Raw genomic sequence first — 19,209 nt, forward strand, 5'->3', positions numbered from 1 at the left:
AAGGATTCCACCTGCACACTGGAGATGCCCGAGCCGATTAATAACAAGGAACATCCGTGAGATTCCCAAACCAACGCCTTGCCCAGCTGTTTGATGTATTACAAAACGAGACGTTGCCCCAGGATGAACTGGCGCGACGTTTTGACGTATCAACCCGCACCGTCCGCACGGATATCACCGCCCTGAATGAACTGCTGGCCGATCACGGCGTACGTTTTGTTCTGAACCGGGGGGAGGGCTATCAGCTTAAAGTTGAGGATGCTGAGCGTTACAGCAAGCTGCAACAGCAGTCGCCTTCACATTTGCGCGTCCCCCGTACTTCCACCGCCCGTGTTCACTATCTGTTGACCCGTTTCCTCACTTCAGCTTTCTCCCTGAAGCTGGAGGATCTGGCTGATGAGTGGTTTGTCAGCCGGGCCACGTTGCAAAGCGATATGGCTGAAGTGAGGGAGTGGCTGGCTCGTTACCAGCTGGCGATAGAAACCAAGCCGCGTTATGGCATGAAACTGTTTGGCAGCGAAGTGGCTATCCGCACCTGCCTGACGGATTTGCTGTACCAGATTGCTCAGGAGGACAGCGAAGATCCGCTGCTGAACCTGGAAGCGCTGAACAGCGGAATGCTGGGAACGCTTCAGCCGTTGCTGCACCTCTGTTTCAGCCGTTTTCATATCCGGATGACGGATGACAGCGAGTTCTATCTGAGGCTCTATTGCGCGGTGGCGGTAAGGCGTATCAGCGAGGGCTATCCGCTATCCGACTTCAGTGCAGAAGATGTGGAGGAGGATGTGCGTGATGCAGCCCGGCATATCATCAACCTGATGAGGCCCATTACCGGCAAGGCCATTTCCTCTTCGGAAGAGGCCTATCTGCGCGTGAACATCGCTGCACGGCGTATAGAGGAGATGGCACCCAGCGCCATCAGCCCGGATGACGGTGAGACGCTGGTGGACTATATCCTCAGCTACATCAACACGCACTACAACTTCAACCTGCAGAACGACGCTCAGCTCCGGGCAGACCTGCTGACGCACATCAAAACGATGATCACCCGCGTGCGCTATCAGATCAACATTCCCAACCCGTTACTGGCCAACATCAAGCAGCACTATCCTATGGCCTACGACGTGACGCTGGCGGCGGTCTCAAGCTGGGGGAAATATACCCCGTATGTGATCAGCGAAAATGAGATTGGTTTTCTGGTGCTGCATATCGGTGTCGGGCTTGAGCGGCACTATAACGTCGGCTATCAGCGTCATCCGCGGATCCTGCTGGTCTGCGATACCGGCAACTCCACGATACGGATGATCCAGGCCATGCTGACACGAAAATACCCGCAGATCATCGTCGGCAATATCGTCTCGCTGCGTGAATATGAGCAGCAGGAGAGCATTGAAGAAGATTTCGTGATTTCCACCGCGCGCCTGAGCGAAAAAGACAAGCCGGTGGTGGTGATGTCGCCGTTCCCTACGGAGTATCAGCTGGAGCAAATTGGCAAGCTGGTGCTGGTGGATCGCACCCGCCCTTACATGCTGGAGAAGTACTTCGATGCCAGCCACTTCCGCATCATTAACGAGCCGGTAACTCAGGCCGGTCTGTTCCGGATGCTCTGCCAGCAGCTGGAACAGGAAGGGGTGGTCGATAATGATTTTTGTGATTCCGTGGAGGAACGCGAAGCTATTGTCAGCACCATGCTGGGGGAAGGGATAGCCCTGCCGCACTCGCTGGGACTGCTGGCGAGAAAAACCGTGGTCTACACCGTGCTGGCGCCACAGGGCATCGCCTGGGGAGATGAAACGGCCTACGTCATTTTCCTGCTGGCCATCAGCAAAACCGAATATGAAGAGGCGATGGCTATTTACGATCTGTTCGTCACTTTTATGCGGGAAAGGGCGATGACCCGCCTGCGGGATAGCGGCGATTTCGACAGCTTTAAAGCGGTGGCAATGGATTGTTTAAGCCGGTTGTAACCACTGAACGTTGAAAAGTGCAATCCCCGTAAACAGGGCTGAACTACTGGGGAGGGGGCGGAGAGATATCAGAACAGCCCGTGCCGGGAAAGGCACGGGCAGAATCAGGCTACTTCAGAATAGTAAACGCGGTAGTGACGTGCTTAACGCCGCTAACCCGGCTGGCAATATCTGCCGCCGCCTTCGCTTCAGAATCTGTTACCAGACCCAGCAGGAAGACTTCTCCACTCTCGGTAGTGACCTTCACATTGGAAGATTTAACCTGATCGCTCGACAGCAGTTGCGAACGAACTTTGGTGGTGATCCAGGTATCCGAAGAGGCGGTGCCAAAGGTGGCTTTATCGCCGGTGCGGATCTCATTATACACTTCAGTAGCACCGTCTACGCCCATAGTGATCTGTTTGGCGCGGCTGGCAATATCAGCAGTAGGTGACTGGCCGGTCAGCAGGACTTTGCCCTGGTAAGCGGTGGCCACGATATGTGCGTCATTTTTGATTTGCTCATCTTTGGACAGCGCATTACTGACGCGCAGTTCCAGGGTGCCGTCGTCCACCTGAGTGCCAACGGTGCGGGGATCGGTGGCGGTTTTGGTCGCAACCGCAGCACTGCCGATCACTGCTGCCACGCAGCCCTGTAACATCAGCGCGGTCAGTACTACGGCAATTGCAGATAATGCCTTCATTTAAGCTCCTTCAAACGTCCTGGTGGGGAAATAAGGTGTTATCAATTAAATCGCACAGGCAATTCACAGTTAACATGTGCATTTCCTGAATCCTCGCATTCCGGTGCGAGGGGATGCGGATTTCCACATCGTGAGGTCCCAGTAAACCGGCCAGCTCGCCGCCGTCATAACCGGTAAGCGCGATGATCGTCATATCACGCGTTACTGCTGCTTCCACGGCTTTCACAATATCACGGCTGTTGCCGCGCGTTGAGATGGCCAGCAGAATGTCACCCGCATGGCCCAGAGCCCGGACCTGCTTGGCGTAAATTTCATCGTGCAGACGATCGTTACTGATCGCCGTCAGCAGCACGTTATCGGCGCTGAGCGCGATGGCCGGGAGGCTTGGGCGCTCGGTTTCATAACGGTTAATCATGCAGGCGGCAAAATGCTGGGCATTGGCGCTGGAGGTGCCATTGCCACAGCTCAGAATTTTGTTGCCGTTTAACAGCGACTGCACCATGGTCATTGCCGCATTTGAGATGGCATCCGGTAATGCCTCGGCGGCGGCAATCTGCGTCTGAATACTTTCGGTAAAACACACTTTTATTCTTTCCAGCACTTCATTCACCTGGTATGTCGTAGAGTTTTCACTCAGCCGTAAAGGCATTGGGTAACCAGTCGACCTGCGTCCCGGTTATCGCTATCACATCAAAGCGGCAGTCTGCCGTTTCCAGACTGCTGTTGCGTCCCCTGAGCCACAGAGCGGCGGCACGCAGCAGCTTTTGCTGTTTGGAGCGGGTCACGCTGGCAGCCGCGCCACCAAACAGCGCATTGCGGCGATAACGCACCTCGACAAACACCCATGTCTGCCTGTCGCGCATAATCAGGTCAATTTCCCCGACGCGAAAGCGGGCGTTTGCCGCAACAAAGATCAATCCTGCGTTCTCCAGCAGGCGGCGGGCCTGTTGCTCATAGCCCGCCCCCGTTTGCTGGCGACTCAGTTTGCCGGAACGATTTGCCCCTGACGGTACTGGCTCCATGTCAACTTCCTGTTGATGACGCAATCCTGGGTTGCGCTCAGGCTGCCGGTTTCCCCTTTGATCTGGAAGCCGGGCATCTGGCGCATTTCGTTAAAGTGGTTGGCCAGTGTCCAGGCATCCACGCCCATGGCATACAGACGAACCAGCGAATAATCGTTGTTGAAGGTCTTCGCTGCCTGCTGCATCAGAGCCGGGTCAGAGCCTGACAGCAGCGGCGCATCGCTGAACTGCAACCCTTCCATCTCCAGACGGTAGTCTGGACCTGCACCCGCCTGATAGCTGCGCGAGCTGGCATAGATCTGCACCATGCTACGGCTGCTGACACGCATTGAAATCATCGGCTTGATCAGCGCCATCTCGTCCTGAGTAGCCACAATGTAGACTGAGTCCACACTGCCGTTATCCCCTGAAGCAGCGGCTGGCGCAGGCTCCTGAGCAGGGGCGGGGATGGTCAGACCCGCGATGGTGACACCCTGGGGTTGAGCCGGCTGCGTGGCGATCGGTGTACCGCTCAGGCGCATACCCGCTCCGCTGTTAATTCCCTGCTTCAACTCGCCTTTCGAGCCAAACTGCTGTTGCAGTACCGTGCTGCCACCCAGCGTCTGCCATTCTGCAGCAAAGGCTTTGCTGACCCGGTCACCCAGCGAACTGCGTGGCACAATCAGCAGGGGGGCGCGACGGCCCTGGTCCCACATATGATGAGCGGCATCGCGGGCTTCGTCTTCAGGAGAAAGCGCAAAGTAGCAAAGATTCGGATGGTTCTGTACTGACTCCGGCTCATTCAACGCCAGGATATTCAGCGGTGTCTGCACCGTGGCAAGCTTCTCTACGTCGCTTTTGATCAGCGGACCGACTACCAGCGTGGCGCCATCCTTCTGCGCCTGCGCCAGAACCTGATCCACCGGCTGGGTGCTGGTGTCATAAACCTGGATTTGTGTTGAGCTGGAAGGCGGTGCCGTTTGCGCTACGTTGCCACTTTGTGCGGCAGTCTGCTGGCCTGCATTCGCATCAGCCTCCGGCGAGGTGTTGCCCTGAGGGGCTTCAATCGGGGTTGCTGAAGGGCTGACGGCCGCAGCGGGGTCTGCTGGATTGGTGGCGTCAGTGGGCTGGGCAGAGCCGTCTGCAGGAGGCGTGGTGCCATCCTGAGCCTGAGCCGGTGCTGAGGCCTGAGTCAGAACGCCGTTTTTGGCGTCGTTGAAGCCTTTCTGAATGGCGTTAGCAAAGACCTGAGCCTGCCCGCTTAACGGCAGCAGCAGCGCAATTTTACCGGTAGAAGATTGCTGGAAATTCTGCACCTGACTCAACGCGGTGGGCAGCATTTTCGCCGCCGGATTGTTCGGGTAGCGCGTCTGCCAGTCGCTGAGGCCTGCTTTCAGCATCTCCGGATCCTTGCTGTTCGCGTTATACACGTTCAACAAGTCTAACCAGCCCTGCAGGGTGTTTTCATCCGCGTTGATCACCATGTTGTTGATCTGCGGTGGGGTCATCTGCACCAGCGTCTGCCAGGTCGCATCGATATTTTTCTGCTTATCGGCTGGATTTTGCTGCAGCGGCTCCAGAGCAATCCAGGCTCGCAGCACTTCCAGAGAAGGACGCCCCTGGTTAGCGGCAATCTGCAACTGATAGAAACGTGCCAGCTGATCTTTAGACAGTGAACCGGTGTCCACCTGTTTGAGCAGGTCAGTTGCGCCATGCACATCCTGCTGGATGATTTTCATCTGAGCCTGTAACAGCAGCGCTTCCTGGCGTTGGGTATCGTTCAGCGTTTGCGGCAGGCTGGAAAGCTGATCGTTGGCCTGAGGGAACTTCCCTTCATTTAACAGCGCTTTGATCGCGAGTAATTGCCAGTCAACCTTGTTATCATCTGAACTTTGCTGCATTTGCTGCAGATAGTAGTCAGAGGTGCCCGTAGCTGCGCCCTGCACATTCGCCTGTGGCGTTTGCGGGCCCTGACCGGTACACCCGGCAAAGAACAGGGCGGCCAGGAGAACAGGCATGCAGCGTCCTGCTTTGTTATGAATGACTTTCGAAGGAAGCATACTGTATCCAGTGATGTTTTTTTCAAGATGCTCAATATTAAATCGGCAATTCGGATCAAACAATGAAACAACGCGATGATATTTCTGCCAGCACGCTCTATATCGTTCCAACACCGATTGGTAACCTGGGCGATATCACCCAGCGTGCGCTGACGGTGCTTGCGGGCGTCGATCTGATTGCAGCGGAAGATACACGTCATACCGGGCTGTTGCTACAACATTTCGCCATCAATGCGCGCCTGTTCGCATTGCACGATCACAATGAACAGCACAAGGCCGAAACGCTGATCGCTAAGCTGCAGGAAGGGCAAAGCATAGCTTTAGTTTCCGATGCCGGCACGCCGCTTATCAACGATCCGGGCTACCATCTGGTTCGCCGTTGTCGTGAAGCCGGTATCCGCGTAGTGCCGTTACCGGGCGCCTGTGCCGCCATTACAGCACTGAGCGCCGCCGGCTTACCGTCCGATCGTTTCTGTTACGAAGGGTTTCTGCCAGCCAAAAGCAAAGGTCGCTGCGATACGTTGCGCGCCCTTGAACAGGAGCCCCGCACGCTGATCTTCTACGAATCTACCCACCGTCTGCTGGAGAGTCTACAGGATATGGTGACGGTATGGGGAGCCGAACGTTATGTCGTGCTGGCGCGCGAGATCACCAAAACCTGGGAAACTATTCAGGGCGCACCGGTGGGTGAGCTGTTAGCCTGGGTGCTGGAAGATGAAAATCGCCGCAAAGGCGAGATGGTGCTGATCGTTGAGGGTTTCCATGCTGAAGAGGAGGCTTTGCCCCCTGAAGCCCTGCGGACTCTGGCGCTGTTGCAAAAAGAGCTGCCGCTGAAAAAAGCCGCGCAATTAACGGCGGAAATTCACGGGGTGAAAAAGAATGCGCTGTATAAGTACGCCCTGGAGCAGCAAGAGGGGTGACAAACCGCGCGGAATGCCCTATTATCCGCGCCGAAGCTGACCAGGCAGTCGCCGCTTTGTTGCCGTCCCCCTTAGGGGGAGACAGACAGAGGGGAGGAAAGTCCGGGCTCCATAGGGCAGGGTGCCAGGTAACGCCTGGGGGCGCAAGCCCACGACCAGTGCAACAGAGAGCAAACCGCCGATGGCCCACTTGTGGGATCAGGTAAGGGTGAAAGGGTGCGGTAAGAGCGCACCGCGCGGCTGGCAACAGTTCGTGGCACGGTAAACTCCACCCGGAGCAAGGCCAAATAGGGGTTCACAAGGTACGGCCCGTACTGAACCCGGGTAGGCTGCTTGAGCCAGTGAGCGATTGCTGGCCTAGATGAATGACTGTCCACGACAGAACCCGGCTTAACGGTCAGCTTCACTATTAAATAAGAACCCCGCTCCGGCGGGGTTTTTGCTTTTCAGGGCACGATGAATGACTGTCCACGACGCTGTTTACGAAAGGAAAGCGGCTTAACGGTCAGCTTCACTATTAAATAAGAACCCCGCTCCGGCGGGGTTTTTGCTTTTCAGGGCACGATGAATGACTGTCCACGACGCTGTTTATGAAAGGAAAGCGGCTTAATGGTCAGCATCAACTATTATGGTTTGTAAACTGCTAAGGTATGCCAGTTACGAAATGATTAAAGCACCTGAGGAGAGACCTTGTGAAAAGTGGACCGTTAAACGAAGAAGAACTTGAGTGGCTGGATGAGGCTCTTATGAACCACGGAAATGAAGACTCCGTGCTGGATATCTCTGAGCTTGACGGGATGTTTACCGCGATCCTTTCCAGTCCCAACAAAATCCCTTCAGGAGCCTGGTTGACGGCCTTATGGGGAGGAGAAGGGGATGTCCCTCTCTGGCCGAGTGAAGCCGACGAAACCCACTTCAATGAGCTTATTTTCCAGCATCTGAATGATACGGCTGAACGGCTCTCTACCGCGCCCGATCAGTTTGAGCCTCTGTTCGGTTATCAGACTATTGATGAGCAGGATTATGAGGTGGTGGAAGACTGGTGTTACGGTTATCTTCGCGGCATGGAGCTGGATGACTGGTCGGCGTTACCGGAGAGCCTGCTTCCTGCGCTTGATACCATCGCTCTGCACGGTAAAGAAGACAATCTTCCAAGACTTGAGCAAATGACCCCGGAAGCCTATGTAGAAAGCCAGCAGGCGATCCGCAAGGCAGCCCTGGAAATTTACCAGTACTGGTCAGCACAGCGTACAGCAGAGTAGTCAGGGGTGATGCCGATCGGCACGCCGGGCCTGATAAGGACTCGCTGTAAAAGGATTTTTGATGGCGTAAACCGGTGGCTTCAACCGGTTCTGATAATAAAAAACCCCGCATTGGCGGGGTTTTTTAATGCTGTGAAAATTTCCCTGGTGCCAGCGTAATTTTAAACTGGCAAATCAATAATCAACGCGCGCAGAGGCGTGTCCGCCTCCAGCGTCACGCTCTCTTCCTGGCTGATAAAGGCACCGTCACCACAGACCAGCACTTCTTTAGCCAGCGAACCGGTGACCGCACTCAGACCACCATGAATCGATTGCACATAGGCGCGTGACCCATGAAGCTTTATGGTCTGGCTTTCGCCCGGCTGCAGGCGGACATGATGAACCCAGACCTGCTGACGTAATTGTAAACTTTGATCGGCACCATCCGGAGAGGCAAGCAAAGTGTGGCGGGCTCTGCCCGGCAAAGTGACAAGCTGTACAGCGGCGTTTTCACGCTCGGGGCAGGCATCCAGCCAGATTTGCATCCGCGTAAGCTGCTGATCTTTACTGAGGTTAAGCTCGCTGTAGCTGACGCCTGGATGGGCAGCCAGCAACAATGCTTCACCTGCCCGTGCAGTGATGTAGTTGCCCTCGCTGTCGCGATACTCTGCCTCACCCTGCAAAATCAGATTCAGTATATCGACCTTTGGATAGGTTCTGGGTTGAAAGGAAGCCCCTGGTGCCAGCACTTCCTGATTGAGCACGCGCAACGACGCGTAGCCCAGTAATTTAGGGTCAAAATAGTGGCCAAAGGAAAAAGTGTAACGCGCTTGCAGCCAGCCAAAATCAGCCATGCCACACGCCTGCGCGGTGCGACTGGTAATCATATATCCTCCCCGATCGCTGAGTTTCCGAGACCGTTTATTATCCTTCTATGGTAAGTTTCTGGACGCCAGATTGTTAGCCAGTTAATCTGCTCGGTATATTCAAAATTCCTGACAGAGAATCGCTATGGCCAAAGATCGCGCCCTGACGCTGGAAGCACTGCGAGTAATGGATGCTATTGATCGTCGGGGGAGTTTTGCGGCGGCAGCAGACGAGCTGGGCCGGGTACCCTCCGCCCTGAGCTATACCATGCAGAAGCTGGAAGAAGAGCTGGATGTGGTGTTGTTCGACCGTTCAGGCCACCGCACCAAATTTACCAACGTAGGACGTATGCTGCTTGAGCGGGGCAGGGTATTGCTGGAAGCCGCCGACAAGCTGACAACCGATGCAGAAGCGCTGGCTCGCGGTTGGGAAACGCACCTGACCATCGTGACTGAAGCGCTGGTGCCCAGCGAATACCTCTTTCCCCTGCTCGACAAACTCGCTGATAAAGCCAACACGCAGATTTCGCTGGTAACTGAAGTGCTGGCTGGCGCCTGGGAACGCCTTGAGCAAGGGCGGGCCGATATCGTTATCGCACCGGATATGCATTTTCGCGCCTCTTCAGAGATCAACACCCGAAAGCTTTACAGCATGATGAGCGTGATTGTAGCCAGCCCCGATCACCCCATTCATAATGAGCCGGAACCGCTGTCAGAAGTGACCAGGGTAAAATACCGTGGCATCGCCGTGGCTGATACGGCCCGTGAGCGTCCGGTTCTGACTGTTCAACTGCTGGATAAACAGCAGCGCCTTACGGTCAGCACTATTGAAGACAAGCACCGTGCGCTGCTGGCTGGTCTGGGCGTCGCTTCTATGCCTTATCCGATGGTCGAAAAAGACATTGCAGAAGGGCGCTTACGCGTGGTGAGCCCGGAATATACCGGCGAAATTGAGATTATTATGGCGTGGCGACGCGACAGCATGGGAGAAGCTAAAGCCTGGTGCCTGCGCGAAATTCCAAAGCTTCTGGCGAAGCGAAACGGCTAAAGACCCCACATCAGGAACAGCTGACTGGTGTGAAAACGAAAACGGCCATCCACAAAGGGATAGCCGTTTTTTTTCGCCAGCGGAAAGCTTAGCGGAACCGCTCTTCGCGGCCGTGAGGCTCATCCCAGTTAAAGGCAGGACCAACGGAAATCACCCCGTTCGGATTAATCGTCTTGTGGCTGCAATAATAGTGATGACGGATGTGTTCAAGGTTGACCGTTTCGGCCAGACCCGGCATCTGATAAAGCTCACGCAGGAAACCATTCAGGTTCAGGTAATCACTGATGCGGTATTTATCGCATTTGAAGTGGGTCACGTATACCGGATCAAATCGCACCAGGGTGGTCCACAGGCGTATATCGGCTTCCGTCAGATGATTGCCTGTGAGATAGCGATGCTGTCCCAGCATCTGCTCCAGCCGCTCCAGCGAGCTGAACAGGGATGTCACGGCTTCATCGTAAGCTTCCTGAGAAGTGGCAAACCCCGATTTATACACGCCATTATTAACCGTGTCATAAACCCAGCCGTTCACGGCATCAATTTTGCTGCGCAGATCTTCAGGATAGTAGTCGCCAGCCCGGGCGCCCACGGCATCAAAGGCGCTGTTGAACATCCGCATAATATCGGCGGATTCGTTGCTGACGATGGTGTGTTGTTGCTTGTCCCACAGCACCGGAACGGTCACGCGGCCAGTGTATTCTTTATCGGCATGCAGATAGAGCTGATAGAGATATTCGTTCTGATACAGGCTGTCGCCCGTAGCGGCGGGAAAATCATCATCAAACGTCCAGCCGTTTTCCAGCATCAGTGGATGCACGACAGAAACTGAAATCAGGGGATCGAGGCCTTTAAGCTTGCGCATGACCAGCGTGCGGTGCGCCCAGGGGCAGGCAAGAGACACGTAAAGATGGTAACGGCCAGCCTCGGCACGAAAGCCCTCTTTGCCGGTTGGCCCTGCTTTGCCATCAACGGTAACCCAGTTACGGAAAGCCGCTTCGGAACGCTTAAAACGCCCTCCGGTGGATTTTGTGTCATACCAGTTGTCGTACCAGACACCGTCTATCAGTTGTCCCATAAATCCTCCTGAATCCCTGAATGGTTAAAACGGGCGCAGCCCCTGGCTTTCATCTGCCGCCCGGGCAGGCGGCAAAGCGAAAGCTAAGGGCTTAACGGTTCCCGCTTCGATGCTACTGAGTATAGCGGGTGTTGCTTACCATTTTTTGTTCAGGATGCGATCCAGACTGAATGCGCCAGGACCGGTAATGAACAGCAACAGGTAGCCGCCAGCGATAGTCAGATTTTTCATAAAGTTGATGGAGTTACCATCAACTGAGAAATCTGCATGGAACACGAAAGCAGTAATCAGGGTGAAGATAGCCGTGACAATCGCGGTGAAGCGGGTCAGCAAACCAAACAGAATTGCCAGACCGCCGCCAAATTCCAGCAGAATAGTCAGAGGCAGGAAGAAGCCAGGCACGCCCATGTGTTCCATATACTGTTGGGTACCTGCATAGCCGGTGATTTTTCCCCAACCCGCGACAATAAACAGCACTGGCATCAGAATACGCGCAACTAAAAAGCCAATATCTTCTAATTTTTTCATGATTAATCCTGACAAGTTTCTTTTGACGAACAACGTTGTCCGCCTCTGTGAGTTCAGGTCTGATGCGTGCTGGCGCTCAGTTCCCTTCGTTGGAAAAGATAATATTCTTGAAAGGGAATCATTGTAAGCGAGATAAACTGTCGATGTTCTTCAGGAAAATTGAACAGGTGATTCAGGGCCGGAAAAGGCTGGAGCAGGGGGGATCAGGAGGTGAAGCCCTCCCGGCGAGGATGCCGGAAGGGTTAGCGGTTAGGCATAAAGTTGCGCACTACGCGCCACGTACTCCATAAACCGAGGCCACGTTTGGCCCAGCGGGTGATGATGCGGGGATTACGCACGGACCAGATAGCCATTAAGCCACTGCCAACCGCCGCATAGCGTCGCAAACTGACCAGCGTCAGCCAGCCCTGATCGTAACGGGCAGTGCTTTCCAGAAAGCGCTTTTTACCGGCGCTCAGATCGAGCCGCTGCTGTTGAACCTGACGCAGCAGATCGGCTTTACGCTCATCACGCTCGCGGCTCATCACTCATCCTCCAGCAACTTACGGTCAGACTTCAGCTCTTTACGGGTGGCGCTTAACAGCGTTGAACGGCGGGACTTAGCCAGCGTCCAGAGGCCAAAGATGATTGCAAGGACGAACAGCACCGCAGTGGTGATGCCAATCGCCATCAGGCGATATTGTGCATCGACAGCCCAGATGATCAGTACCATCAGGCTCATCAAGCCGAAAGCGGTAAAGAGCATGGTGAGGCCAGTCATCAACAGCATCTGTATCAGATTGGCTTTTTCTTCCTCAAGCTCGACCACTGCCAGTCGCACACGGGTTTCCACTATCCCCACCATGGTGGTGACAATGCGCTGTCCGATGTTAATGACCCCTTTGCCGGGGCCCTGGCTTTGTTGAGACTCTGCCATTATCAACGACGCGTCAGCAAGACACCCAGCACCACACCAATGGCGGCACCGATACCTACGCTGGTCCAGGGATTTTCACGCACGTATACATCGGCATGATCGGCCACTTCACGGGAGGTCTGAGCAATGCGGTCACCAGAATCACCCAGGCGTGCACGGGTATCTTTCAGTGCGCTTTGTGCTTTGCTGCGCAGTTTGTCCAGTTCAGATTTAGATTTTTCGCCGGTGTTGCTCAGCACTTCTTCCAGCGTATCCGCCAGGGTTTTCAGTTCAGCGCGCAGATGTTCAGACGTTGTATCTTTTGACATGACAAACTCCTTTGATGGTCAGTAATGAGAGTCAGAACAGCACTTAGTAAGGTGCAGCCTCGACTTCCTTCAATTCATGTTGTGCTTCAGCCAGTTTCTTCTCACGCCTGGCGATTTTTTTACTGTCATCGCCATCTTCTTTTTCATCAGCCAGCTCTTTCTGGCGCTCAGCCACTTGCCGTTTGTGTTCGGCAATTTTTTCCTGATGCTGCGCTTTCAGCTTTTCATCGGTGCAACCCGCTTTCGCTTCAGTCAGCGCGCGCTCCAGGCCAGTAACACGACGTTGATTATCGTGCTTGTTAGCCAGGTCGATTTCATGCTGGATCTCCTGCTCTTTTTGCAGACACAGAGAATCCGCCGCCTGGGCAAAAGTGGCCAGAGTGAACAGGCTCAGTCCGAGAAGAGTGCGGTATTTCATCATCGTTACCTTCCATTGTGTTGGGCCGCGGGACGACCCGATATCCTGAAAAAACGCTAACCGGGTTCTCTGGCTAAGTAAGCATAGTCAGAAATCCCGAAAAGCTCAAAAAGAGAGAAGATTCTTAGGGATAGCCTGGACAACCCCAGGGAAGTTAACCCACAGATTGCTTGCGAAGAGTGAGCCGGTTCATTAACTGTGAAGAACCGGACGGATCCATCTGACCGATATCAAACCCGTAGGGCAGCAGCTGGTGTAACACCTTCTCTGCCGCGGTGCTCTGCTCCTGAGTATCAAAACGGATCACCAGTGAGTCGTTATCTGGCGTGATGCTTTTAATACGGATCCCTTCAGCATTCAGGCGCTGATAAACATAAAAACCGTCCGGCAGCGACGTTCCCTGGCGGGAAACGCGGATTTGAAGCGCCGTCTCATTGCGAAAGATGCCGGGTAAAAACGCCACCATCATCAGCGCGGAGAGACAGACCAGCAGGATACAAAGCATCCGCGTGGAGTAATATTTTTTAAGTAAAGCCGACATTATGAGTTTCCTTTCTCATTGTCCACGCTGCGCTTTTTGCGCCAGAGCACGAACAGTGAGCCAAACAAACCAAAGACCAGCAGCACCAGCGGCAGCATCATCAGGCAAAACATCAGCTGATCTTCGTATTTACGAAACAGGGGGGTCTTCCCAAGCGCAAAACCGATCACCGTCAGGATCAGCACCCACAGCAGTGCGCTCATCCAGTTAAAGAACTGGAAGCGGGCATTACTCAGGCCTGAAAGGCCAGCGATAGTTGGCAGCAGGGTTCTGACAAAGGCGATAAAGCGGCCAATGAGCAGCGCGGAAAGGCCGTGTTTGTGGAACAGATGATACGCCCGCTGATGGTATTGGGCAGGCAAATGCGATAACCACTTTTGCACCGTGGGAGTGTTCCCCAGCCATTTACCCTGAATATAACTGACCCAGCAGCCCAGGCTGGCGGCAGTGGTCAGGATAAATAACGTCATTGGGAAAGCCAGAGTGCCTTTGGCAATCAGCACGCCAACCAGAATCAGCAGGCTGTCACCCGGCAGGAAAGCGGCCGGAAGCAGGCCATTTTCCAGAAAGAGGATCATGAACAGGACAAAGTAGATAGCCCAGACAAGTGTGGGATCGGACAGGGTGGCGAAGTCTTGGTGCCACAACGCTTGGACCAGGGTTTTAAAAATATCCATTGGGTGTTCCCGAACATCATTGTTAGCGGTGTTCTGAACAAGGCCTGCACGGAGAGTTAATCGTTATTATTTGTGCGGGTCTGACTCTGAACACGGACGGTTTCTTCAGGGTAAAACAAAAAATGGCACGCTAAGCTTAATGCCGTCTCAAAGGGTAAAAAAAGCCGCTTAACTGTAACAAAATTGCGGTTAAGGAGACAGCGGAAACAGGGTGCCTTCGATGTTTTACAGGGGCAGCAGGTCCACGCAAAGAAGTTTTACACAGGCTGACATAATTGCCACTTTTTCCTGCTGAGCTGACCCGCTGATATTGCAGGAAAAAGTCCATTTATCCGGCTTTAGAGGAAAATCCGGACTCACAGGGGTATTTACGGCAACAAACTGTGTCAGGCGGAAAAAGAGCCTGGCGAAATAATGGGCAGCCCGGTTTTTTATACAGTATTAAACCCTGATTCTGTGATCTGAATTGCAATTACCCTGCGGCAGCAGGGACAGTTGGCGCGTTAACTTTTAAACAGGAGGAAGTCAATCAGCCGCAGCTTAAGCGCTGATTTTTCCTCTTACTTCAGGTTAAGGATGAAGCCATGTTGTTGCTGAATCGCAGGGATTTTCCAGGGCGGGATCATCCGGACCGTATAATTCAGTTTGGTGAAGGCAATTTTCTTCGTGCTTTTATCGACTGGCAACTCGATCTGCTGAACGAACAAACCGATCTGGATGCTGGCGTGGTGGTAGTTCGCCCCCGTAACAGCCAGACCACGAGGACGCTGAACAGTCAGGATGGCCTTTACACCACGCTGATTCGGGGTATCGATGCCAGGGGAGAAGTGGTGAGCGAGCCAAGGCTGATTCGGTCAGTCAACCGGGAAATCCATCCTTATCAGCAATTTGATGCGTTTCTTGCCCTGGCGCGGAATGAAGCTATCCGTTTTGTTTTCTCCAATACCACCGAAGCCGGAATTCAATATGCCGAAGGAGATAGCCTGGAGGCGATGCCGCCTGCCTCATTCCCTGCCAAACTCACCCGCCTGCTGTGGGAACGCTGGCAGCATTTTGCCGGAAGCAGCGATAAAGGCTGGGTCATCCTGCCCTGCGAACTGATAGATAATAACGGCGAGGCGTTAAAAGCGCTGGTCCTTCGCTACGCACGGGAGTGGGATCTGCCCTCAGCTTTCGCCGGGTGGGTTGAGCAGCACAACACCTTCTGTTCGACGCTGGTCGATCGCATTGTCACCGGGTATCCGCAGGATGCCGGAGAGATTGAACAGCAGTTGGGCTATCAGGATAACTATCTGGTGACGGGGGAGGTCTACTATCTTCTGGTGATTCAGGGGCCAGCCTGGCTGGAGCAGGAACTATGCCTGGATCGTTGCCCGCTGAATGTGCGGATCGTTGAGGATATCAGGCCTTTCAAGGAGCAGAAGGTGGCGATCCTTAACGGGGCGCACACGGCGATGGTGCCGGTCGCTTTTCTGGCCGGGCTGGATACGGTGGGTGAAGCGATGCAGGATCGGGAGATCTCAGGCTATATCGACGCATTAATACGCCAGGAGATCATCCCCACGCTGGATCTGCCTGCCGGGGAGCTGAACGCTTTCGCCGATGCTGTTCTGAACCGGTTCCGTAACCCTTTTATTCAGCATCAGCTTCAGGCCATTGCACTGAACAGTATGACCAAATTCCGCACCCGCTTGCTGCCGCAAACTCTGACCTGCTCGCAGCGACCGGGCCTCCCTCCGGTCCGTCTCACCTTTGCCTTTGCAGCCCTGCTGGCGTTCTATCGTGGTAAACGTGCCGAAGGAGAATATCTGCTGGAAGACGATGCCCACTGGCTACAGCGTTTCAGCCAGCTCTGGTCTCAGGTTGAGTGCGGGAACATCGCCCCACAGCAACTGGTAGAAACCGTGCTGGGCGACGTTCAGCACTGGGGACGCGATCTTAACCACATCACCGGATTAACTGCCGCCGTCACCGAACACCTGCAACGGATCGTTGGCGATGGCCTGCGCGAAGCTTTGCGCCGCGTAAACTGAGGAAATAACTATGCAGCGATACATAAAAATTCATCCCGATGACAATGTGGCAGTGGCGCTTGCGGATCTGGATGAGGGCGAAACGGTGGTGTTTCCGGAACAGGATGTGGTGCTAAAGCAGGTGATGGAACGTGGGCATAAATTTGCCCTTCAGCCTCTGGCAGTGGGCGATCTGGTGCTGAAATACGGCTTGCCGATCGGACATGCCACAGCGCCGGTAGCCGCCGGGGAAACGCTGCATTCACATAATACCCGCACTAATCTCAGCGACCTGGATGAATACAGCTATCAACCCGATTTTGCCACGCTTCCGCCGCAGGCCGGCGACCGCGAAGTGCAGATTTTCCGGCGCCGTAACGGCGATGTCGGCATCCGTAACGAGCTGTGGATTTTGCCTACGGTAGGCTGCGTGAACGGCATCGCGAAGCAGATGGTGAACCGCTTTCTGAAAGAGAGCAACGAGGCCGAAGGTATTGATGGCGTGCATCTGTTCACCCACCCGTTTGGCTGCTCGCAGCTTGGGCAGGATCATGAAAACACCCGCACCATGCTGCAAAATATGGCGCGACACCCCAATGCGGGCGCGGTACTGGTGATTGGACTGGGATGTGAAAACAACCAGGTGAATGTGTTCCGCGAAACTCTGGGCGACTACGATGCTGACCGCACCGCTTTTATGGCGCTTCAGCAGCACGATGATGAAGTGGAAGCGGGGCTTGAGCATCTGCGCCGTCTGTATGAGGTGATGCGTCACGACCAGCGTGAACCGGGGCGTCTGAGCGAGCTGAAATTTGGTCTGGAGTGTGGCGGATCGGATGGCCTGTCAGGGATCACCGCAAATCCGCTGCTGGGCCGTTTTTCCGATCGGATGATCGCCAATGGCGGCACTACCGTACTGACTGAAGTACCCGAGATGTTTGGCGCCGAACGCATCCTGATGAGCCGCTGCCGGGATGAAGCGACGTTTGAGAAAACGGTCAGTATGATCAACGACTTCAAACGCTACTTTATCGATCACCATCAGCCGATCTATGAAAATCCTTCGCCGGGCAATAAAGCCGGAGGCATCACCACGCTGGAGGAAAAATCACTGGGCTGCACGCAGAAAGCCGGACAAAGCCAGGTGGTGGATGTGCTGAAGTACGGCGAGCGGCTGCGTCAGCCGGGCCTGAACCTGCTCAGCGCGCCGGGCAATGATGCAGTGGCAACCAGTGCGCTGGCGGGCGCAGGCTGCCATATGGTGCTGTTCAGTACCGGGCGGGGCACGCCTTACGGCGGATTTGTGCCGACGGTCAAACTGGCTACAAACAGCGAGCTGGCGGCGAAAAAGCCCCACTGGATTGATTTTGACGCCGGTGCGTTGATCAAGGGCACTGAGATGCCAGCCTTGCTGGACAGTTTCGTCGACACGCTGGTGGAGATCGCCAATGGCCGTCAGACCAGAAATGAGATCAATGATTTTCGTGAGCTGGCGATTTTTAAAAGCGGCGTGACGCTGTAGGGAAGGGAAGGATCAGGCTCGCCACGGCAATGTGGCGAGCCTGTTACTGCTGTCAGATTCAGATGCGTTGCTCTTCGCGGCGCTCTTCAGCCATACAGGCAGCCGCCGTAAACAGAATATCGGCAGAGGAATTCAGCGCCGTTTCTGCCGAGTCCTGCAGTACGCCAATAATAAAGCCCACCGCAACAACCTGCATTGCCACCTCGTTAGGGATGCCAAACATATTACAGGCCACCGGGATCAGCAGCAGGGAACCTCCCGCCACGCCGGATGCGCCACAGGCACAGATTGAAGCCACCAGACTCAGCAGGATCGCCGTGCTGATATCCACATGAATCCCCAACGTATTCACCGCTGCCAGCGTCAGAACGGTAATGGTTATTGATGCGCCCGCCATACTGATATTGGCGCCCACCGGAATCGAAACCGAGTAGGTGTCTTCATCAAGATTGAGCTTCTTCGCCAGTGCCATGTTCACCGGAATATTGGCGGCAGAGCTGCGGGTGAAGAAAGCCGTCACGCCGCTTTCACGCAGGCAGGTAAACACCAGCGGATAGGGATTACGGCGAATCTTCCAGTACACCAGGATTGGATTAAAGACCAGCGCCATCAGCAGCATACAACCCAGCAGCAGCCCCAGCAGATGCGCATAATCCCACAATGCCGAGAAGCCGGTGGTGGCAAGTATCGATGCGACCAGGCCGAAGATACCAATTGGTGCCAGACGGATGACAATCCGCACCAGATAAGTCACGGCATCGGAAGCATCATTCAGGAAGGCACGCGTCGTATCGCTACTGTGGCGGAAGGCAAAGCCAAGACCAATGGCCCAGACCAGAATCCCGATATAGTTTGCATGGATCAGCGCGTCTATCGGGTTGGAAACCATGCTCATCAGCAGGCCGTTCAGCACTTCCAGAATACCTGAAGGTGGGGTGATAGCCTGGCTGGCATCGGTCAGTGTCAGGGTTTGCGGCAGCAGATGACTGCAGACCACAGCGACCACCGCAGCAAAAAAGGTGCTCAGTAAATAGAGGATCACAATCGGCCGGATACTGGTTTTGGTGCCGTGCTGATGGTTAGCGATGGAGGAGATGACCAGCACCATGACCAACAGAGGCGCAACCGATTTCAGCGCGCTGACAAAAAGGGTACCCAGCAGGGCAACGGATTGCGCGGTGTCTCTGGAGAACCACGCCAGGGCAATGCCCGCAGCCAGCCCAATCATAATCTGGGTGACCAGGCTTCCCTGCATCAGACGCTGCAGCAGCCCGGGACGACTTTTTTCCATACTCATAGTTAAAAACCAGTTTAATTATAAATAGCGGTGTGCCTCAGCGTCAGTTGCGCTGAAAGATGCGACACCGGTGTGTTTGCGCGGGTGAGTATAAGGAAATGTGATGTCAGGGGAAGGAAAAAGTCGCGAA

At 54.6% G+C, this 19,209-nt stretch carries 20 protein-coding genes and 1 other RNA gene; 7 read left to right on the forward strand and 14 right to left on the reverse strand.

The window, feature by feature from the left end:
- Positions 1-56 precede the first annotated feature (56 nt).
- Positions 57-1,967 (forward strand): PRD domain-containing protein, encoded by a 1,911-nt coding sequence (locus VRC33_RS02630; RefSeq protein WP_338560577.1) that lies wholly within the window; start codon positions 57-59, stop codon positions 1,965-1,967.
- A 109-nt stretch (positions 1,968-2,076) separates the two neighbouring features.
- On the opposite strand, the gene dolP is transcribed toward VRC33_RS02630, so the two are convergent.
- The 4 genes from dolP to VRC33_RS02650 are packed head-to-tail and all read right to left on the reverse strand — an operon-like array spanning position 2,077 to position 5,710.
- A complete protein-coding gene (gene dolP, locus VRC33_RS02635; RefSeq protein WP_338560579.1) occupies positions 2,077-2,649 on the reverse strand; it encodes a division/outer membrane stress-associated lipid-binding lipoprotein in 573 nt (190 codons plus the stop codon).
- A 10-nt stretch (positions 2,650-2,659) separates the two neighbouring features.
- Positions 2,660-3,250 carry a DnaA initiator-associating protein DiaA gene (diaA, locus tag VRC33_RS02640; protein WP_338560581.1) on the reverse strand — a complete coding sequence of 197 codons (591 nt, stop codon included), beginning with the start codon at positions 3,248-3,250 and terminating at the stop codon, positions 2,660-2,662.
- Positions 3,251-3,278: 28 nt separating this feature from the next.
- Positions 3,279-3,671: a YraN family protein gene (locus tag VRC33_RS02645; protein ID WP_338560583.1), complete on the reverse strand. Its 393-nt coding sequence runs from the start codon at positions 3,669-3,671 to the stop codon at positions 3,279-3,281.
- A complete protein-coding gene (locus tag VRC33_RS02650) occupies positions 3,629-5,710 on the reverse strand; it encodes a penicillin-binding protein activator (RefSeq protein WP_338576879.1) in 2,082 nt (693 codons plus the stop codon). The genes VRC33_RS02645 and VRC33_RS02650 overlap by 43 nt, the downstream gene beginning before the upstream one ends.
- A gap of 62 nt (positions 5,711-5,772) precedes the next feature.
- Here VRC33_RS02650 and rsmI point away from each other — a divergent pair, with 62 nt between their 5' ends.
- From rsmI to VRC33_RS02665, 3 genes are all read left to right on the forward strand, one after another.
- On the forward strand, positions 5,773-6,630 hold the full coding sequence (gene rsmI / locus VRC33_RS02655; RefSeq protein ID WP_338560586.1) for a 16S rRNA (cytidine(1402)-2'-O)-methyltransferase: 858 nt from the start codon (positions 5,773-5,775) through the stop codon (positions 6,628-6,630).
- A gap of 32 nt (positions 6,631-6,662) precedes the next feature.
- Positions 6,663-7,039, forward strand: an RNA gene (rnpB, locus tag VRC33_RS02660) — RNase P RNA component class A.
- A 283-nt stretch (positions 7,040-7,322) separates the two neighbouring features.
- Positions 7,323-7,892 (forward strand): UPF0149 family protein, encoded by a 570-nt coding sequence (locus VRC33_RS02665; RefSeq protein ID WP_338560588.1) that lies wholly within the window; start codon positions 7,323-7,325, stop codon positions 7,890-7,892.
- A 161-nt stretch (positions 7,893-8,053) separates the two neighbouring features.
- Here the strand turns inward: VRC33_RS02665 and VRC33_RS02670 are convergent, their stop codons facing one another.
- The gene (locus tag VRC33_RS02670) at positions 8,054-8,758 is read right to left on the reverse strand and encodes a pirin family protein (RefSeq protein WP_338560592.1); all 705 of its coding nucleotides are present in this window, start codon (positions 8,756-8,758) and stop codon (positions 8,054-8,056) included.
- Positions 8,759-8,882: 124 nt separating this feature from the next.
- On the opposite strand from VRC33_RS02670, the gene VRC33_RS02675 reads away from it, so the two are divergent.
- Positions 8,883-9,785 (forward strand): LysR family transcriptional regulator, encoded by a 903-nt coding sequence (locus tag VRC33_RS02675; protein WP_338560594.1) that lies wholly within the window; start codon positions 8,883-8,885, stop codon positions 9,783-9,785.
- 88 nt (positions 9,786-9,873) lie between these two features.
- Here VRC33_RS02675 and VRC33_RS02680 read toward each other — a convergent pair whose 3' ends face one another.
- The 8 genes from VRC33_RS02680 to VRC33_RS02715 all read right to left on the reverse strand — a co-directional run bounded on the left by VRC33_RS02680 (position 9,874) and on the right by VRC33_RS02715 (position 14,248).
- Positions 9,874-10,860 (reverse strand): glutathione S-transferase family protein, encoded by a 987-nt coding sequence (locus VRC33_RS02680; protein WP_338560597.1) that lies wholly within the window; start codon positions 10,858-10,860, stop codon positions 9,874-9,876.
- A 135-nt stretch (positions 10,861-10,995) separates the two neighbouring features.
- A complete protein-coding gene (locus VRC33_RS02685; protein WP_338560599.1) occupies positions 10,996-11,388 on the reverse strand; it encodes a DoxX family protein in 393 nt (130 codons plus the stop codon).
- A gap of 242 nt (positions 11,389-11,630) precedes the next feature.
- The gene (locus tag VRC33_RS02690; protein ID WP_338560601.1) at positions 11,631-11,912 is read right to left on the reverse strand and encodes a YqjK-like family protein; all 282 of its coding nucleotides are present in this window, start codon (positions 11,910-11,912) and stop codon (positions 11,631-11,633) included.
- On the reverse strand, positions 11,912-12,304 hold the full coding sequence (locus VRC33_RS02695) for a phage holin family protein (RefSeq protein WP_338560603.1): 393 nt from the start codon (positions 12,302-12,304) through the stop codon (positions 11,912-11,914). Before VRC33_RS02695 ends, VRC33_RS02690 begins: the two co-directional genes overlap by 1 nt.
- Before the next feature lie 2 nt (positions 12,305-12,306).
- A complete protein-coding gene (locus tag VRC33_RS02700; RefSeq protein ID WP_338560605.1) occupies positions 12,307-12,612 on the reverse strand; it encodes a YqjD family protein in 306 nt (101 codons plus the stop codon).
- Between the two features lie 43 nt (positions 12,613-12,655).
- Entirely contained in the window at positions 12,656-13,030 is a 375-nt protein-coding gene (locus VRC33_RS02705; protein WP_338564000.1) for a DUF1090 domain-containing protein, read from the reverse strand.
- A 154-nt stretch (positions 13,031-13,184) separates the two neighbouring features.
- Positions 13,185-13,571 (reverse strand): EnvZ/OmpR regulon moderator MzrA, encoded by a 387-nt coding sequence (gene mzrA, locus VRC33_RS02710; RefSeq protein ID WP_338560607.1) that lies wholly within the window; start codon positions 13,569-13,571, stop codon positions 13,185-13,187.
- Positions 13,571-14,248 carry a DedA family protein gene (locus VRC33_RS02715; protein WP_338576881.1) on the reverse strand — a complete coding sequence of 226 codons (678 nt, stop codon included), beginning with the start codon at positions 14,246-14,248 and terminating at the stop codon, positions 13,571-13,573. The genes mzrA and VRC33_RS02715 overlap by 1 nt, the downstream gene beginning before the upstream one ends.
- 584 nt (positions 14,249-14,832) lie before the next feature.
- Between VRC33_RS02715 and VRC33_RS02720 the strand changes: the two genes are divergently transcribed.
- Positions 14,833-16,281, forward strand: a complete 1,449-nt coding sequence (locus VRC33_RS02720; RefSeq protein WP_338560610.1) for a tagaturonate reductase — start codon at positions 14,833-14,835, stop codon at positions 16,279-16,281.
- Positions 16,282-16,291: 10 nt separating this feature from the next.
- Complete coding sequence (locus VRC33_RS02725; RefSeq protein ID WP_338560612.1) at positions 16,292-17,782, forward strand: altronate dehydratase family protein; 1,491 nt, start codon at positions 16,292-16,294, stop codon at positions 17,780-17,782.
- A 58-nt stretch (positions 17,783-17,840) separates the two neighbouring features.
- On the opposite strand, the gene sstT is transcribed toward VRC33_RS02725, so the two are convergent.
- Entirely contained in the window at positions 17,841-19,073 is a 1,233-nt protein-coding gene (gene sstT / locus VRC33_RS02730) for a serine/threonine transporter SstT (RefSeq protein ID WP_338564002.1), read from the reverse strand.
- Positions 19,074-19,209: the final 136 nt, after the last annotated feature.

The sequence above is a fragment of the Erwinia sp. E_sp_B01_1 genome (genome assembly GCF_036865545.1).
In the GTDB taxonomy this organism is placed as follows: Bacteria; Pseudomonadota; Gammaproteobacteria; order Enterobacterales; family Enterobacteriaceae; genus Erwinia.

What these genes read in the sequence shown, in the direction of transcription:
- VRC33_RS02645 (WP_338560583.1), bottom strand. Translation starts at nt 3,671, where the DNA reads ATGGAGCCAGTACCGTCAGGGGCAAATCGTTCCGGCAAACTGAGTCGC.
- dolP (WP_338560579.1), bottom strand. Translation starts at nt 2,649, where the DNA reads ATGAAGGCATTATCTGCAATTGCCGTAGTACTGACCGCGCTGATGTTA.
- VRC33_RS02700 (WP_338560605.1), bottom strand. Translation starts at nt 12,612, where the DNA reads ATGTCAAAAGATACAACGTCTGAACATCTGCGCGCTGAACTGAAAACC.
- VRC33_RS02685 (WP_338560599.1), bottom strand. Translation starts at nt 11,388, where the DNA reads ATGAAAAAATTAGAAGATATTGGCTTTTTAGTTGCGCGTATTCTGATG.
- VRC33_RS02705 (WP_338564000.1), bottom strand. Translation starts at nt 13,030, where the DNA reads ATGAAATACCGCACTCTTCTCGGACTGAGCCTGTTCACTCTGGCCACT.
- VRC33_RS02670 (WP_338560592.1), bottom strand. Translation starts at nt 8,758, where the DNA reads ATGATTACCAGTCGCACCGCGCAGGCGTGTGGCATGGCTGATTTTGGC.
- VRC33_RS02650 (WP_338576879.1), bottom strand. Translation starts at nt 5,710, where the DNA reads ATGCTTCCTTCGAAAGTCATTCATAACAAAGCAGGACGCTGCATGCCT.
- VRC33_RS02720 (WP_338560610.1), top strand. Translation starts at nt 14,833, where the DNA reads ATGTTGTTGCTGAATCGCAGGGATTTTCCAGGGCGGGATCATCCGGAC.
- VRC33_RS02715 (WP_338576881.1), bottom strand. Translation starts at nt 14,248, where the DNA reads ATGGATATTTTTAAAACCCTGGTCCAAGCGTTGTGGCACCAAGACTTC.
- VRC33_RS02675 (WP_338560594.1), top strand. Translation starts at nt 8,883, where the DNA reads ATGGCCAAAGATCGCGCCCTGACGCTGGAAGCACTGCGAGTAATGGAT.
- VRC33_RS02690 (WP_338560601.1), bottom strand. Translation starts at nt 11,912, where the DNA reads ATGAGCCGCGAGCGTGATGAGCGTAAAGCCGATCTGCTGCGTCAGGTT.
- VRC33_RS02725 (WP_338560612.1), top strand. Translation starts at nt 16,292, where the DNA reads ATGCAGCGATACATAAAAATTCATCCCGATGACAATGTGGCAGTGGCG.
- mzrA (WP_338560607.1), bottom strand. Translation starts at nt 13,571, where the DNA reads ATGTCGGCTTTACTTAAAAAATATTACTCCACGCGGATGCTTTGTATC.
- rsmI (WP_338560586.1), top strand. Translation starts at nt 5,773, where the DNA reads ATGAAACAACGCGATGATATTTCTGCCAGCACGCTCTATATCGTTCCA.
- sstT (WP_338564002.1), bottom strand. Translation starts at nt 19,073, where the DNA reads ATGGAAAAAAGTCGTCCCGGGCTGCTGCAGCGTCTGATGCAGGGAAGC.
- VRC33_RS02680 (WP_338560597.1), bottom strand. Translation starts at nt 10,860, where the DNA reads ATGGGACAACTGATAGACGGTGTCTGGTACGACAACTGGTATGACACA.
- VRC33_RS02695 (WP_338560603.1), bottom strand. Translation starts at nt 12,304, where the DNA reads ATGGCAGAGTCTCAACAAAGCCAGGGCCCCGGCAAAGGGGTCATTAAC.